Genomic DNA, 13,287 nt, shown 5'->3' on the forward strand with positions numbered 1-13,287 from the left:
GCATATACAGTATAAAGAATCAGTTTTATTCTTCAACACACTGTTTATTATGTTGTAACTACTCCCTACCTTCAGGTTCATGGTTCATTTTGTTAACGGTCTGTTGCTTCACAGCTTTGCTGATAGTCGCCCGGCTACAACCCAGCACTTTTTGAATCTGGCTCCAGGAGCTGCCGCTCGCAATCAGCCTGTTTATGGCGTCATAGCGAGACTGATTAACCTGGCGGCCTTTATACTTCCCTTCCCTTTTCGCCCTGGCGATCCCCTGCTGCTGCCGTTCCCGGCGCTGTTCATAGTCTCGCCTGGCGACGGCGGCCAGCATATCCAGCAACATATCGTTTATGGCCGAAAACATTCGGCTGTCAAAATCATTGTGACCCGATGCGAGCCAGGTTGTCGGAACGTTGACGGCCACAACCCGGATATCTTTCTGCCGGATCATTTTCTTCAGTGTGTTCCAGTCCTCCCCTACCAGGCGTGAAAGCCTGTCCACATCCTCTACCAGCAAGATATCGTTTTGCTGACAATCTTTCAGGAGCCGGAACAACTCAGGGCGTTCAAGCTTAGAACCTGATTCATTTTCAATGTAGTAGTTACAGATGCTCAGGCCGCGCTCGATGGCGAAGGTATTTATCGTGTCCAGGGCGCGTGTTGCATCCTGTTCAGTCGTGGATGCGCGTAAGTAAGCTCTGACAAAGCCTTTCGGTACTGTTTGAGTCATTATAGGGAACCAGTTCATTTTGAGTTAACCAGACACACCCATACAGTACCCATTTCAGTTGGTTCAGGGAAGGCACACTCAAAAAGAACCAGCAAACAGACCCCAGCCCTATAGTGACAACGTCACACTAAAAATTTACAACATAAAGATGATGTAAAGACACACCAAGATTTACACCATAAAGCGCACATAAAGACACAGCAACATTTACCATGTAAAGACACCATAAAGATAAATATATCTTTATTTGTGCTTTACATGGTAAAGCCATTGCATTATAAAGACACTGTAAAGACAAAAGTATCTTTACGAAAAACACACCATGTAAAGACATTCATATCTTTACATGAGCTTTACAACATAAAGAGAGGGATTCTGAAATGGGTAAAATCTTGCTTGTCGTATCAGATAAAGGTGGGGTAGGCAAAAGCACCTACGTGGCTAACACAGGCTCAATGCTGGTCAACAAAGGTAAGTCGGTAATTATCCTGAAGACAGATAAAAACCACGATCTGTTGAGCTGGAACGAAAAGCGGACAGATAACGGCTTACTCACTATCCCGGTTCACGCAGCTTACGGAAACGTCAGCAACGAAATTAAGCGCCTTAGTAAGCTGTGTGAAGTTCTCATTGTCGATTGCCCCGGCCACGACAGCCAGGAGTTCCGTAGCGCCCTGACAGTATCAGATATCGTGGTGACACTGGTTAAGCCGTCCTCTGATTTCGAAAGCGAAACACTGACCAGTGTTACAGAGAAAATCCGCACCGCTCAGAAAGCTAACGCAGCTCTGGAACCGTGGGTGCTGTTCACCAGAATCAACTCAGCGAAACCCCGCCACAGAAAAGCGGCCATTGATCTGGATAAATTACTGCGTTCGGACAACATCTGGATTCAACCTCTGAAAACCCGGATATCCGAGCTGGATGTGTATGAAAGCGCCTGTAATGAAGGGGCAGGGGTACATGACGTTAGCCGGGCATCGAGCCTTTCAACAGCGAAAGCACAGATTGAACTTGTGGCACAGGAAATTGGCATTTTATAGAAATATCAACAATATTCATCGAAATCTTTACATTGTAAATACACCATAAAGATACTATGATATTTACAATTAATGCATACCGTACAAGGGGAAATTTTCATGGCTTTAAAACTAAACCGCCCGAACATCGATGAATCTCAGCAACCAGCAACAAACGCAGAAACCGCGCGTTTTATCTCCGGCGCTACCAGAGCGCCTGTAGCGGGTAAACCAAAGTTGATGAACTTCAGACTGCCAGCGTACTTTGAGGAGATCCTGGAAGCGGAGGCGCAGAGAACAGGCCAGAGCAAGACAACCGTTCTAAAGGCAGCGCTGGCCGCATTCGATAACCTGGACGAGAACCTGAAAAACCACTGGCTGCTTGAATCTGCAAAATTAGGGTAGCGTTATGGCTAAGAAAAAGAGATATGTTGTGATGGTTAGAGATAAACCAAATACAGCGGCAATCAGCGATTATTAGCCTGGTTAGTATGGTTCGCTAACAGGCATAATAAGGCCGTTGCCTATGACTGCGGAGAATGGATTGTCGAACCATCACATTGGTTAAGAATTGGAAATCCAAAATAGAAAGAAACCTAAGGAAAGAAAAATGTTCATATTCAGATATATTAAAACTCTTATTAATATCTACTTGTTATACATCCAACCGATATTGGGGATGTTCCTTATAGGTATAGGCTTATGGGGGTTCTATGCACCTGATGAGGGAACTTGTACTAATCTCAATATTGAGTTATGCGCTGTATCAGCTATTGATGTTCTGAAGCCTGCTATTTTTGTATTTTTAGGCATTATTACCGTTGCCGGATGGTACTTTACCGAACTTCAGCCGAAGCTAAGGGGGGAGGGCAAGTATATGAAGGTAAAAACAGGTGTAAAACCGGAAGATTTCGTTAAGTAAAAACCGAGCCTAAAGACGTTAACCGTGGGGGATTTATGAATAAATCATGGCTTGAACAACAGGTGCAAAATGAAAAATTAAAAAAAGTACAGGAAGAGAAAAAAGATGGCACTATCCAAAAAGGATTGTACAGGGTTCGTATAAAAGACAAATACAGGTGGGATTTGTGGGAAAATGATTTCAGAGTTGTTATTGCTTATTCGAAAGATGATGCAGAGCTAAAATTTACAGAAATGACAGGTTTTAATGAGCATTACTATATAGAAAGCATTGAAAAAATAGTGCTTTCAGATATAGAAAAAATCTTACTGGAAAACTGAAAAGATAGTTATCCAGAGGTTTAGTTAAATAATGGCGTCAGTTTTTCAACCAGTAGCAGATCGCTTAAACCGTCTAAAGAAACAACTTCTATACCAGAATCAACAAGTGAATCAACTCCACATACTTCACCGAAGCCGATAACCATAATCGGCTTTCGGTCTATCAAATCAAAAATCACCAAAGGCAATATTACACTGTTAATCGCTTCAAACTCCTGAAAAAACATTTCAGAGCCGTATTCGCTGGCAGGAAAAAGAATCTCACTTAATCTCAAACCATAAAAAATATGGTAGTGTTCTTTAAGGTTATCCTTTAAAATATTAACAGCCTTAGAATATTTTTCGTTAATAAACTCTTTAACCTGATATTTCATAACTCTCTCCAACAAGAACCGACTGTAGGTCACCGGGCAAACGTTGCGGAATGGCGTCAGAGACGTCATTTTGCGGCGTTTGCCCTATCCTGCATCGCAGTGAAAAGAACTCGCCTCGTGCGCTATGATTAACCGATGATAAAAGGCTGAAAGAAGCACTGCAAGCCGACTGGATAACATTGTTGCTTCACGGCTGATCATCATTGGTTGCCTCAGTGCTAGTGTGCTTTGCATCAGGAACCAGAAGACGATACCACGGCATTTTTTTGTTAAGCAGCTCCATCAGGGGAGTGGCAAACAAACTCAATCCCCACAGCGTTACGATTACTGGAATCGTGAAATTTTGCGGCGTCCAGAACTGGCGCTCAAGGTGGAACCATGTAACAACACAGAGCATTCCACCAATCCAGAAAATAGCTTTACTGAAAGCCCCCAGGACTGCCAGAGAAATAACAGAGACTAAATGCAGTGCGCCAGCCGTAGCAAGACGTAGATAAAACCAGAACCATTTAGCGTGCCGGATAACCGGGTTACCGTTCGTTTCTCGCAATCGTTTTTTACGTTCCCGGATGATTTCTTTTTTCAGCTTACTTCGTTCGGCTCCCTGCGGAAACTCATATATTTTAGCCATGTTTTGCCTCACTTATTCTTTTTTGGTGGAACGACTTTGTCAAACTCCTCTAAAAATGCCATATCATCTTCCGAAAAGGATGAGGATTTTTCATTTATACTAAACTCAAATCTAAGCATGTGAGCCATTCTCCCTTTTTTCCCAACAACAGAGAAAGATAACTGATTTATTTCCGTTTTCTCAATTATCTCATTAATGCTTTTATTGATAACATCACGAACAAAAAATGAGTATTTAGGATACTTATATTTCTTCTCCCCTTCCTCAATAGTATAAAGTCCCATTTCCTCTTTTAAATCATCCACGGATATATCAAAAGATTTTTTTGAACTATTCTGACTGTAATATTTCCTAATGACTTGATAAAGGTTTGTTGAGTTTACACTGTTCAACAACACAACTGATTTCAATACCTGAGTGGTATATCTATTTTCAGAACCAATCAACTTAGAAAAATATCGCTTAGCTGTATTTGTGAATTTTATCCGTACAGTTGCAAGATGATCGTAATAGGCACAGAATTCTGTTAAGTTTAAATCCAAGCGATCAGGTATTTTATTCTTAGATGATAGTATCCCAAGTTCATCAGCCAAATTTTTTAAATCATCTCTGTTTAAAACTAACGTAGTTGAAGAAAGAACTTTAGCTCCCTCTTTCAGAGCTGCATAAGAGGCATATTTATCTAAAGAAGTAGCTTTTGAAAAAAAGTCAGCATCAACCTCCAAAATATCATCATCTAACATTTCCTTTGTATCAATCTGGCAAAGAGCCAGAAAAAGCACTCTTTTTGCTGAAAGGGAAAGGGATGCAAGAGTTACCCCAACTTCATTTCTATGTCTAACTTTCGTTAATCCCGTTACTGTCTTCACGATAAGCCTCATATAACCTTTCCTATGTAGGCAAATCATAACCCCACAAAGGTTGTAATTCAAGACAACAATACAACCTTTAATTAAAAAACCTCTCACCTTTAGATATGAAGATCTGAGGATCTTCATATCTAAAGATAGCAACAACCGCATGTTTCACTTGATGTTCAGTCAAACTGTGGAAACCGTTAAAAATCTTCTCACCTTACGTGAAAAATCCTCTCATCTTTAGTGAAAAATCTAACTACCTTAACTTAAAAATCTTCTCACCTTACGTGAAAAATCCTCTCACCTTACGTGAAAAATCCTCTCACCTTTAGCAATTTTTTTCCATAATTTTCAGGTAATTGAAGCGAGCTAAGTTTTTAAGTTTTTAAGATCAAGAAGAAAATATAAGGCTTTTAATGCACAGCGTCTGTGGATAACTCAGCATAAATCCAGAGGATAGATCCGTCTGGCCTCCCTGAGCACTGCACCACCAAAAATTGAGCAAATATTAACCTTAGCGCGTAAGTGCTCTATTGAAACCCCGTGGAAATTCCGCTTCCTCGCTCACTCGCGGGCTTCGCCCTGTCGTTCGGCTGCGGCGAGCGGTGTAATCTCTCTAAAAGATCCAGACGGGATCCTTTTCCGATCCAATTCTTAAATGCTCTCAAAAGCCCTCAGAGGCGTTTTAACCGCTTTAACCCGGTCATGGTTCAACGGAGCGGGTAAAATGCGCTTAGAACGTCATACAGCTCGTTTTTAACCTGATCCCTAATCAGGGGGTATAACAGAGGCGGCCAAAAAATCCGGCCTTGCTCGTCAGAGTATCTACCGCGCATTATCCCCGAACGGAAACCCGACCATCACAACACTTGCACAGCTTGCAGCAGTAGCCGGGTTACAGTTCACTCTCAGTAAGCCCAACCACTAACCTTTCAGACAAGCCCCTCATACCGGGGGGATTATTTCTTATGCCAGCAAAATTTCACGACCGGCGAGGATGGCCAAGTGTTTTTTGCTGGCAATTTTCGTGCAGCAGCTGGCGCCCGGATTCATTTTTTGCTGTCAGGCATCAATCGGTTTCAGCAACCCGCCCCGTAATTCGCTGCTAACGCATCTCATAACGCGCAGATACAGCGCCCCGCGCCAGTGTTTCACACTGACCCGGCGTACCGTTCGCAAGCTCACGCGCTAACTGCGACAGGCTAAACATCGTCTGATAGTCAGAAATTGGCCTGGCAGGGGTGAGGGGGGTTATCGCTCTCATTCGGGCTTGTTGGTTCGCCAGTCCTGGCGAACGTCTCCGGCGCGATGTTACGACAGCGCATTATGTAACTACAGTTCGCGCCTCTTTCGGAAATCCCTTCATGCGCGGTAAAGCAATATACATCTTTATGTAATCTTTACAATGTAAAGCATTAAAAATGATTCCATAACCATCATTTGATGGTATAATGAATTTGTTGGTTGGGAATGGTTCCCTGCCAGATTCCAGAAGCCCACACGGGCGGGAGCGAAAAATGAATATTCAGGAAGCATTAAACGTTTTTGGTTTATCCGGTGATCTGACTGAAAAGGACATCAAGGCGGCATACAAAAAAGCGGCTTTAAAATATCATCCAGACCGCAATCCATTGGGTGCCGAGCTGATGAAAGCAGTAAATGCTGCGTTTGATTTTCTCATGGCTAACATTGATAAAATCAATCAGTTTCAAAGCACTGATGAAAACGCACGTTACAACTACGGTGAAGATCTGGAAAAAGTTCTGAATACGCTTTCCGGCCTTACAGGGATTGTCTATGAAGTTATTGGTAATTGGGTCTGGATTAGCGGAGAAACTAAAGAACACAAAGACATTTTAAAGGAAATGGGCTGTAAGTGGGCATCTAAGAAAAAACAATGGTTTTACCGTCCTGAAGAACACAAAAGCCGCTGGAACCGTAAAGAACACAGCATTGAAGAAATTCGTGAAATGTATGGTACAGCGGGTAAACGTAAGGCGTCAGGCTGGACACGTGTAGAAGCAAGCGCATAACCGGAATGGGGGCGAAAGCCCCCTAGAACATGGCAAAGATTGATTCGGAGACACGTTGATGAAAAACAAGACCATAACGGAAGCGGAGCTGATAAACATTTTTGAAAGTTACGGAGCCTACATTTGCCCGGATGAGATCGAAGTTACAGCCAAAGAATGCAATGAAAATGGTTCAGTCTTGCACCGTGGCTTAAACGCAGAAGGATGGGCGCATCTTTTTGCGAAGGAAGAAGCATATCAGCAGGAATGCGAAGCCCAGGAAGCTGCAAGTGATGATGGACACTTTGATGAATAGTCTTAAAACTGCCGTAATTCGATTTACGGCTTTTTTATTGAGTTCAAAAGGCTGAATCGATGAAAGAACAGAAAAATTTCTTTGAACGGTATAAACCGGTGTTTGAAATCGTTTGTCGAATCCTGGGGAACGGCTGGCGTGTAAATCTGCTCGATGATTGCCAGTACAGGATTAAGCTAACCTCACCTGATTTTAAAAATTACTCTATACATATTCGAATGGAGAAAGGAAGGTTAGTTATCATTGGAAGCGTAGATAGTCGCAGCTGGAGAAGTCCTTACCATACTTGCACAGTATCGCCAGAGCGTAACCCTGTAGAAATCGCCGCCGATATTGAAAAGAAAATCCTGTCGGATGCTTTAGATAATGTAGATATGGCGCGAGAGTATGAACAACAGTTACAGCAAAAACGCGAGAAAAAACTGATCCTGAAAGGAATGCTATCTCGTTTAGTGCATCTTGAAAGCTGGCATGGGACATTGACCGGGTTTAAAGTTGAGAATGGGTTAGATGGTAACGTATCAGAACGGGGCGACGGATATGAAATGGTAATTCGTGGCCTGAGTGTAGATCAGCTCATAAAGGTAGCGGGGTTTATTAAACAGCTATGAGGCAAAAAATGAATGAAGTCCTGAGCGACAGGAAAAACAAAGGTAATGTAACATACAGGATTGTTGTGTCTGAAGATGCAACACGTTTGTTTATTGAACTTGAAAAACTGATGAAGGTACGCTCTAAAGAAGCGGATAAAAAAACAACTAAAAAGATTGTTTTCCAAAAATCATTTTATTACGAAGAATTCTCGAACGTTAAAGATGAAATTGATGATCCAATTTTATTGAAATTCTATACAGATACTATTGTGAAGGTACAAAATCATGAGTTTTAAGCCAACACCTGAAGAGGTGAAACAAGCACGTATTAAAGCTGGCTTTACGCAGCAGGAAGCCGCTGAACGGTTTGGTTTTACGTTATCAGCCTGGCAAGCCAAAGAAACATCCGGTAAAACGTCTCGTGGTTTAGCCGCTGGTACGTATGAATTACTTTTGCTCCTGGCTGATGAACATCCAGATTACCAGCTCGTTAAGAGAGAAAAAAATCAGGATAAAGTGACTAAATAAATTGCATTACCATCATATGATGGTATAATTTATTTGTAGGTCGGGAATAGTTCCTTACCATGATCCAGTAGCCCAAACGGGCGGGAGACTAAAATGAACACGTATGTTATCACTTTCCAGGCTTTAAACACTAAGAAAGAAAAAATCACCTGCTCTGCTTTTGTCCATTCAGAAACTCTCTTCCTTGCCGTTCATTCTTTCGAAGATAAAAATCGCGGTCGTGGTTATGTTATCACGTCTGTTAGTGAATTGTTGTCCGAGGAACTGACGGCGAAAAATTCCCTCAAGAAAAATATTAACTTTTGGTTTAATGAGTGTGGTTTAAGTAAATCTGAGGTTATAAACGAAGTAATTAACTGGAAGAATTTCGCATATACCCTTAAAGAACTGGAGGAAGCCAAAAATGAAGCGATAAGAGAACTGCGGAGTTAATCAATTAGGGGTGGTATCAGGTTGTGGAGGCAACCTGATACCGTGACACTCAATTCCCTCGCGAGGAATATAAAATGTCGGAACGCATGTTATCAGCAATACAGACTGTTGAAAAGGGTGGGCGTCCGGTTTTTCCCTTGATGCCATTCTCTGCTTTTCCTGAGTACATGGCATTACTCAGAAAAGCCCTGGAAAAGAAAGAAACAAAAGCACTGATAGAAAAACAGGAGGTGCTATGAAAAAACAGGAGTTTTTAGATTTTATCAGTGCAGAACAGAGGCGGGGAGCTGTCCGGTTTTCGCTGGGATTTAACAGCAAAGGGGAAATTGTATTGCACTGGACTAACGAGGCCGGGTTAAGAGTCTGGAGTATACTAAGCGGTAACAGGGGAAAAAGTCCCAGCCGGGCAAACCGGGAAAGAATGAGTAACCTCCGCCGCTGGCTCCATGATGCCCGGCAGGGCATGGAAGGCGACACACCAGAGGCAGAATAAAATTCCCGTTCCTGAATCGCCGAAGCCCTCCCGTTTACGGGAGGTGCTTTTTTTGTATATTCCGTAAAACAGCGCTCGCGCCCCCTGCCAGGCCATTCGCGTAGCGAATTTATTTCCGCCCAAGTTAGCCGCGAATCCGTTGTCTCCGGTCGCAGACGCACCAGATCACAGCCACGATAGCCTTTCATTTTTTGCATTTCGATGGACGCTGAAGCACAATTTATGTGTGGAGGTAGTTCACTGCGATGCAGGATAGGGCAAACGCCGCAAAATGACGTCTCTGACGCCATTCCGCAACGTTTGCCCGGTGACCTACAGTCGGTTCTTGTTGGAGAGTTTTATGAAAAAAGTTCAATTCAGGATTGAAGAAAGCCAACATGATGATCTACTTGATTGTCTTAAAACACTTTATCCAGATGAACCGGGTTTAACCGTGGCAAAAGGAATGAAGCTGCTTGCCAATGCTTTACTGAAAAGCAAGGTTAAAAATGAAGATGTTAATGTGTCAAAAGACAATGATGATTTTATCAAAACCACAATGTATTTGACAGGGAAACAAAGAACTTTAATAGAGAAAGCGGCTCATCGTCATGGCTGGAATTTATCCAGAGAATGTCGTTATCGAATCCAGACGACACTTGAAAATGAACTTGATTTTTTCGATCAGGAACTTCTGGTGATGAATCGTTGCCGTAATGCAATAGATAAAATAGGGCGAAACTTTCATTATATTATCGTTAATGATAATGCCAGAGTACTTGATAAAGATGGGTTCTATCAGGACGCTGAGCGGTTGAGTTCAGAGATAATGAGTCTCAAAAGTGAGTTTGAAAACTACATTATGTTATGCAAAGGGCGAACTGTTTCTAACAAGGTTGAGGTGTAATCATGGGCGTTTATGTTGACAAGGAATTCAGGGTTAAGCGTAAGTCCTCTGAAGCTGGCCGCAAGTCTGCTTTCGCCCATAAAGTTAAAAATGGTGGTAAAAACTATCAACGCAACGTTCAGGAACGTATCAACCGCAAGGGTGCCAGTAAGGAGGTTGTTGTCAAAATCTCAGGAGGTGCGATTACCCGGCAGGGAGTTCGAAACAGTATTGACTATATGAGCCGGGAGTCAGAGCTGCCAGTGATGAGTGAAAGCGGTCAGGTATGGAAAGGTGATGAGATTCAGGAGGCTAAAGAGCACATGATAGATCGTGCTAATGACCCTCAAAATGTTTTCGATGATAAAGGTAAGGAAAATAAAAAAGTAACCCAAAATATTGTGTTTTCACCGCCTGTATCAGCAAAGGTAAAACCTGAAGATCTGCTTGAGTCTGTCAGGAAAACGATGAACAAGAAGTACCCAAATCATCGTTTTGTGCTTGGCTATCATAACGACAAAAAAGAACATCCACACGTGCATGTCGTTTTTCGTATTCGTGATAATGACGGTAAACGAGCTGATATCAGGAAAAAAGATTTACGGGAAATTCGTACAGGTTTTTGTGAAGAGCTGAAGATGAAGGGCTATGACGTTAAAGCCACTCATAAGCAGCAGCATGGACTTAACCAGTCTATTAAAGATGCGCACAAAACAGCGCCAAAACGACAGAAGGGCGTTTATGAGGTTGTTGATGTTGGCTACGACCATTATCAGAACGATAAAACCAAACCAAAGCAGCATTTCATAAAGCTTAAGACACTGAACAAGGGCGTGGAGAAAACATATTGGGGGGCTGATTTTGGTGAGTTAACCACTCGCGAGAACGTTAAGAAAGGTGATCTTGTTAAGCTGAAGAAGTTAGGACAAAAGGAGGTGAAAATCCCTGCACTTGATAAGAACGGTGTACAGCATGGCTGGAAGACTGCACACAGGAATGAGTGGCAGCTAGAGAACCTGGGGGTTAAGGGCATAGACAGAATCTCTTCATCCAGTAAAGAGCTGGTGCTGAACAGCGCGGAGATGATTAAGAAACAGCAACTCCAGATGAGAAATTTCTCGCAAATAAAACAGTCGATGATTCAAAGCGAACAGAAAGTGAAAATCGGAATTCGTTTAGGATAATTCATACTCTCCGGTAACTTATTGATTAAGATCGATTTATTTATCTTGTTAGCAGAGTTTTTGTAAAAAGTAACTAGCGGTAAAAAATTTAGTTAACTTGACTATAAAATAAGCGCATGGTGATCAATCGATCTGCTTTTTTGTTATCAAATAGCATATGTATCTAGATATAAATAAAATACAAGCACAAACAAAATGAAATGTGTCGTAAATGCGATCTAAAGATCTGCTTGTGTGGTTGAACGCAGCACATGTAGCTGATAAAGTTTTTATGAGATGTAAATTTGTCCTTTTGTTTTTTTTCTCTGATTCGGGGTCATCCGAGTCGAGAGAGCGCCTGAAAGGAAAAACTATGGAATGGTATGTTTTGCAATTCACCACTACGAGATTTGCAGCAGTTTTTGCTCATCTCGAACGCCTGAACTTCTCTTACTTCTGTCCTATGGAGACTGAAAGGTATCGTCGCCCGGATAAGATAATTTCATATCGAGAAAGACGTTTGCCGCTTTTTCCCGGTTATCTTTTTATCCAGGCAGATTTTGAAGAGGTTCATTCCACTACAATAACTGCTATCCCTTACGTACAACGCTTTATCTCATTTGGCGGTGAGCCTTTACCTGTACCAGAAGATGTGATGGCGGAGCTTTTGTACAGACAATCACATACAACAGCTCAGGCAAATCTTTTAAGGAAATCAATTCCACACGATTTTGCTGAAATTCTACTCATGGATAATCCGCAGCAAAGAAGTATGGCTTTCATCCACTACATCACAGAGAGAAGCTTAACCCACAAAATGAAACGGAAGAAAAATGACTGCTACCCGAAAAAAAACCGCAACGAGACGCAAGCCCCAACGTAATACACTCTACCTGCCCTCAGCTTCTCGTGAGGAACTGGATAAAATTGCTCTGGAGATTGGCTATCGCAGGGGGCGACGTATTTCAAGCTCTGGTGTTGTCCAGTACCTCATAAAAAAATATTCCAGCCAGGCTATTGAGGAGCTGATAAACGAAGACGATGAAGACGATGACGACTTCGATGACTAACCATTCAGTCTAAACTTTCCGCGCTGTTCTGGCCGGGAGAAAATCATGTTATCTACTACTGCTTTTGCGGCGCTTGCTTTGCAATGCGCGGCCAGCGTTCATCCCGATACTGCGCATGAAGTTGCAAGGGTTGAATCTGGTTTTAACCCATATGCTATTGCCGAGATAATACCGAAGGTTGAACGTAAGCCCGGTGACAAAGGCGTAGTGTCCTACTTTCCCAAAACTAAGGAGGCTGCACTCCAGATCGTAAATCAAATTGAATCACGAAATCATCGTTACTCAGTCGGTCTTATGCAAATAACGAGTACGAATTTTGCAAACTTCAATACAACCGCTGAGAAAATGTTTGACCCCTGCGAAAATCTCAAGGTTTCAGAGCAAATTTTGGTGGATTGTTATAAACGTGGTGGCGATATTTTACGTGGCCTGAGTTGCTATTATTCCGGCAATCCAGAAACAGGAACTAAACCTGAATCAGATTTTAATAACACCAGTTATATACAGCGCATAGGGTTTAATCCGCCTGATAACAAAAAAAACTGGGTGGTTCCTTCAGTTAAAGATGCAATCAGAAAGGAGAATGTAACACAGAGTATCAAACCTAAAGAAGTTACCGTATATCCCCAATATGCCATGCGTGGCACTGTTTTAGATGAAAAGGAAACAAACGATGTTAAAACTCAATAAACGTTATTTAACTCTTTCTGTATTTATGGCTGCATTGATGCTTTGTGTAGCAGAACCCGCCTTTGCTGATGATGTATCCACTAAAACAACTGGCTTCTTGCAGAAGATTATCGATTTTCTGACGGATATCCGTAAGCCAGCAATCACCATCATTGCGCTGGTAATTGGTTATATCGCTATCTTCTCACGCCAGCATGCAGCGTGGATTACGCCTTTAATTATCGGGATTATCATCTTTATTGTTGCGCCATATCTGCCTGACTGGTTAGCGTAATATG

22 protein-coding genes and 1 pseudogene are annotated in these 13,287 nt (G+C 42.2%); 19 read left to right on the top strand and 4 right to left on the bottom strand.

Features of this window, described 5'->3' with window-relative positions:
- Positions 1-58: 58 nt before the first annotated feature.
- A complete protein-coding gene (locus tag ACOI7Z_RS24275; protein ID WP_001549893.1) occupies positions 59-721 on the bottom strand; it encodes a recombinase family protein in 663 nt (220 codons plus the stop codon).
- Positions 722-1,101: 380 nt separating this feature from the next.
- On the opposite strand from ACOI7Z_RS24275, the gene ACOI7Z_RS24280 reads away from it, so the two are divergent.
- The 4 genes from ACOI7Z_RS24280 (at position 1,102) to ACOI7Z_RS24295 (ending at position 2,985) form a co-directional block, all read left to right on the top strand.
- Positions 1,102-1,764, top strand: a complete 663-nt coding sequence (locus ACOI7Z_RS24280; RefSeq protein ID WP_000516402.1) for a division plane positioning ATPase MipZ — start codon at positions 1,102-1,104, stop codon at positions 1,762-1,764.
- A gap of 99 nt (positions 1,765-1,863) precedes the next feature.
- Positions 1,864-2,148: a hypothetical protein gene (locus ACOI7Z_RS24285; protein ID WP_001185481.1), complete on the top strand. Its 285-nt coding sequence runs from the start codon at positions 1,864-1,866 to the stop codon at positions 2,146-2,148.
- Between the two features lie 205 nt (positions 2,149-2,353).
- Complete coding sequence (locus ACOI7Z_RS24290; RefSeq protein WP_000469598.1) at positions 2,354-2,665, top strand: hypothetical protein; 312 nt, start codon at positions 2,354-2,356, stop codon at positions 2,663-2,665.
- A 35-nt stretch (positions 2,666-2,700) separates the two neighbouring features.
- Positions 2,701-2,985 carry a hypothetical protein gene (locus tag ACOI7Z_RS24295; protein WP_001043731.1) on the top strand — a complete coding sequence of 95 codons (285 nt, stop codon included), beginning with the start codon at positions 2,701-2,703 and terminating at the stop codon, positions 2,983-2,985.
- Between the two features lie 20 nt (positions 2,986-3,005).
- Here ACOI7Z_RS24295 and ddp1 (ACOI7Z_RS24300) read toward each other — a convergent pair whose 3' ends face one another.
- The 3 genes from ddp1 (ACOI7Z_RS24300) to ACOI7Z_RS24310 form a co-directional block, all read right to left on the bottom strand.
- Complete coding sequence (ddp1, locus tag ACOI7Z_RS24300; protein WP_000877224.1) at positions 3,006-3,359, bottom strand: DNA distortion polypeptide 3; 354 nt, start codon at positions 3,357-3,359, stop codon at positions 3,006-3,008.
- Positions 3,360-3,546: 187 nt separating this feature from the next.
- A complete protein-coding gene (locus ACOI7Z_RS24305; RefSeq protein ID WP_001074369.1) occupies positions 3,547-3,990 on the bottom strand; it encodes a hypothetical protein in 444 nt (147 codons plus the stop codon).
- A gap of 8 nt (positions 3,991-3,998) precedes the next feature.
- Entirely contained in the window at positions 3,999-5,012 is a 1,014-nt protein-coding gene (locus tag ACOI7Z_RS24310) for a replication initiation protein (RefSeq protein ID WP_001348704.1), read from the bottom strand.
- Positions 5,013-5,622: 610 nt separating this feature from the next.
- On the opposite strand from ACOI7Z_RS24310, the pseudogene ACOI7Z_RS24315 reads away from it, so the two are divergent.
- From ACOI7Z_RS24315 to ACOI7Z_RS24385, 15 genes and pseudogenes are all read left to right on the top strand, one after another.
- A pseudogene (locus tag ACOI7Z_RS24315) lies at positions 5,623-5,775 on the top strand (DNA-binding protein); the annotation flags it as partial.
- 589 nt (positions 5,776-6,364) lie between these two features.
- Complete coding sequence (locus tag ACOI7Z_RS24320) at positions 6,365-6,880, top strand: DnaJ domain-containing protein (RefSeq protein WP_001025390.1); 516 nt, start codon at positions 6,365-6,367, stop codon at positions 6,878-6,880.
- A gap of 58 nt (positions 6,881-6,938) precedes the next feature.
- Entirely contained in the window at positions 6,939-7,175 is a 237-nt protein-coding gene (locus ACOI7Z_RS24325; protein ID WP_000792381.1) for a hypothetical protein, read from the top strand.
- A gap of 59 nt (positions 7,176-7,234) precedes the next feature.
- Complete coding sequence (locus ACOI7Z_RS24330) at positions 7,235-7,786, top strand: hypothetical protein (RefSeq protein ID WP_000662998.1); 552 nt, start codon at positions 7,235-7,237, stop codon at positions 7,784-7,786.
- Between the two features lie 8 nt (positions 7,787-7,794).
- Positions 7,795-8,064, top strand: coding sequence for a hypothetical protein (locus ACOI7Z_RS24335; RefSeq protein ID WP_001006717.1), 270 nt, complete (start codon positions 7,795-7,797; stop codon positions 8,062-8,064).
- The gene (locus ACOI7Z_RS24340) at positions 8,054-8,296 is read left to right on the top strand and encodes a hypothetical protein (RefSeq protein WP_000008707.1); all 243 of its coding nucleotides are present in this window, start codon (positions 8,054-8,056) and stop codon (positions 8,294-8,296) included. Before ACOI7Z_RS24335 ends, ACOI7Z_RS24340 begins: the two co-directional genes overlap by 11 nt.
- Before the next feature lie 93 nt (positions 8,297-8,389).
- The gene (locus tag ACOI7Z_RS24345; protein WP_001099725.1) at positions 8,390-8,728 is read left to right on the top strand and encodes a hypothetical protein; all 339 of its coding nucleotides are present in this window, start codon (positions 8,390-8,392) and stop codon (positions 8,726-8,728) included.
- 74 nt (positions 8,729-8,802) lie between these two features.
- Positions 8,803-8,967 (top strand): hypothetical protein, encoded by a 165-nt coding sequence (locus ACOI7Z_RS24350; RefSeq protein ID WP_000004083.1) that lies wholly within the window; start codon positions 8,803-8,805, stop codon positions 8,965-8,967.
- On the top strand, positions 8,964-9,221 hold the full coding sequence (locus ACOI7Z_RS24355; RefSeq protein ID WP_004199355.1) for a hypothetical protein: 258 nt from the start codon (positions 8,964-8,966) through the stop codon (positions 9,219-9,221). The genes ACOI7Z_RS24350 and ACOI7Z_RS24355 overlap by 4 nt, the downstream gene beginning before the upstream one ends.
- 340 nt (positions 9,222-9,561) lie before the next feature.
- Positions 9,562-10,107 carry a DNA distortion polypeptide 1 gene (ddp1, locus tag ACOI7Z_RS24360; RefSeq protein WP_001348698.1) on the top strand — a complete coding sequence of 182 codons (546 nt, stop codon included), beginning with the start codon at positions 9,562-9,564 and terminating at the stop codon, positions 10,105-10,107.
- 2 nt (positions 10,108-10,109) lie between these two features.
- Complete coding sequence (gene mobP1, locus ACOI7Z_RS24365) at positions 10,110-11,270, top strand: MobP1 family relaxase (RefSeq protein ID WP_004199101.1); 1,161 nt, start codon at positions 10,110-10,112, stop codon at positions 11,268-11,270.
- Positions 11,271-11,622: 352 nt separating this feature from the next.
- Positions 11,623-12,132, top strand: coding sequence for a transcription termination/antitermination NusG family protein (locus tag ACOI7Z_RS24370; RefSeq protein WP_000455437.1), 510 nt, complete (start codon positions 11,623-11,625; stop codon positions 12,130-12,132).
- Positions 12,083-12,319, top strand: coding sequence for a hypothetical protein (locus ACOI7Z_RS24375; RefSeq protein WP_001348696.1), 237 nt, complete (start codon positions 12,083-12,085; stop codon positions 12,317-12,319). The genes ACOI7Z_RS24370 and ACOI7Z_RS24375 overlap by 50 nt, the downstream gene beginning before the upstream one ends.
- 45 nt (positions 12,320-12,364) lie before the next feature.
- The gene (locus tag ACOI7Z_RS24380; protein WP_000953538.1) at positions 12,365-13,009 is read left to right on the top strand and encodes a lytic transglycosylase domain-containing protein; all 645 of its coding nucleotides are present in this window, start codon (positions 12,365-12,367) and stop codon (positions 13,007-13,009) included.
- On the top strand, positions 12,993-13,283 hold the full coding sequence (locus ACOI7Z_RS24385; protein ID WP_000916156.1) for a TrbC/VirB2 family protein: 291 nt from the start codon (positions 12,993-12,995) through the stop codon (positions 13,281-13,283). Before ACOI7Z_RS24380 ends, ACOI7Z_RS24385 begins: the two co-directional genes overlap by 17 nt.
- The last annotated feature ends 4 nt before the right edge of the window (positions 13,284-13,287 follow it).

The organism is Klebsiella sp. C283, from assembly GCF_048822555.1.
Classification (GTDB): Bacteria; Pseudomonadota; Gammaproteobacteria; order Enterobacterales; family Enterobacteriaceae; genus Klebsiella; species Klebsiella quasipneumoniae.

Coding starts and splice junctions, on each gene's coding strand:
- ACOI7Z_RS24295 (WP_001043731.1), top strand. CDS start 2,701: ATGAATAAATCATGGCTTGAACAACAGGTGCAAAATGAAAAATTAAAA.
- ACOI7Z_RS24325 (WP_000792381.1), top strand. CDS start 6,939: ATGAAAAACAAGACCATAACGGAAGCGGAGCTGATAAACATTTTTGAA.
- ACOI7Z_RS24275 (WP_001549893.1), bottom strand. CDS start 721: ATGACTCAAACAGTACCGAAAGGCTTTGTCAGAGCTTACTTACGCGCA.
- ACOI7Z_RS24370 (WP_000455437.1), top strand. CDS start 11,623: ATGGAATGGTATGTTTTGCAATTCACCACTACGAGATTTGCAGCAGTT.
- ACOI7Z_RS24285 (WP_001185481.1), top strand. CDS start 1,864: ATGGCTTTAAAACTAAACCGCCCGAACATCGATGAATCTCAGCAACCA.
- ACOI7Z_RS24330 (WP_000662998.1), top strand. CDS start 7,235: ATGAAAGAACAGAAAAATTTCTTTGAACGGTATAAACCGGTGTTTGAA.
- ACOI7Z_RS24280 (WP_000516402.1), top strand. CDS start 1,102: ATGGGTAAAATCTTGCTTGTCGTATCAGATAAAGGTGGGGTAGGCAAA.
- ACOI7Z_RS24290 (WP_000469598.1), top strand. CDS start 2,354: ATGTTCATATTCAGATATATTAAAACTCTTATTAATATCTACTTGTTA.
- ACOI7Z_RS24385 (WP_000916156.1), top strand. CDS start 12,993: ATGTTAAAACTCAATAAACGTTATTTAACTCTTTCTGTATTTATGGCT.
- ACOI7Z_RS24340 (WP_000008707.1), top strand. CDS start 8,054: ATGAGTTTTAAGCCAACACCTGAAGAGGTGAAACAAGCACGTATTAAA.
- ACOI7Z_RS24310 (WP_001348704.1), bottom strand. CDS start 5,012: ATGCGGTTGTTGCTATCTTTAGATATGAAGATCCTCAGATCTTCATAT.
- ACOI7Z_RS24320 (WP_001025390.1), top strand. CDS start 6,365: ATGAATATTCAGGAAGCATTAAACGTTTTTGGTTTATCCGGTGATCTG.
- ddp1 (WP_001348698.1), top strand. CDS start 9,562: ATGAAAAAAGTTCAATTCAGGATTGAAGAAAGCCAACATGATGATCTA.
- ACOI7Z_RS24345 (WP_001099725.1), top strand. CDS start 8,390: ATGAACACGTATGTTATCACTTTCCAGGCTTTAAACACTAAGAAAGAA.
- ACOI7Z_RS24375 (WP_001348696.1), top strand. CDS start 12,083: ATGACTGCTACCCGAAAAAAAACCGCAACGAGACGCAAGCCCCAACGT.
- ACOI7Z_RS24350 (WP_000004083.1), top strand. CDS start 8,803: ATGTCGGAACGCATGTTATCAGCAATACAGACTGTTGAAAAGGGTGGG.
- mobP1 (WP_004199101.1), top strand. CDS start 10,110: ATGGGCGTTTATGTTGACAAGGAATTCAGGGTTAAGCGTAAGTCCTCT.
- ACOI7Z_RS24355 (WP_004199355.1), top strand. CDS start 8,964: ATGAAAAAACAGGAGTTTTTAGATTTTATCAGTGCAGAACAGAGGCGG.
- ACOI7Z_RS24305 (WP_001074369.1), bottom strand. CDS start 3,990: ATGGCTAAAATATATGAGTTTCCGCAGGGAGCCGAACGAAGTAAGCTG.
- ddp1 (WP_000877224.1), bottom strand. CDS start 3,359: ATGAAATATCAGGTTAAAGAGTTTATTAACGAAAAATATTCTAAGGCT.
- ACOI7Z_RS24335 (WP_001006717.1), top strand. CDS start 7,795: ATGAATGAAGTCCTGAGCGACAGGAAAAACAAAGGTAATGTAACATAC.
- ACOI7Z_RS24380 (WP_000953538.1), top strand. CDS start 12,365: ATGTTATCTACTACTGCTTTTGCGGCGCTTGCTTTGCAATGCGCGGCC.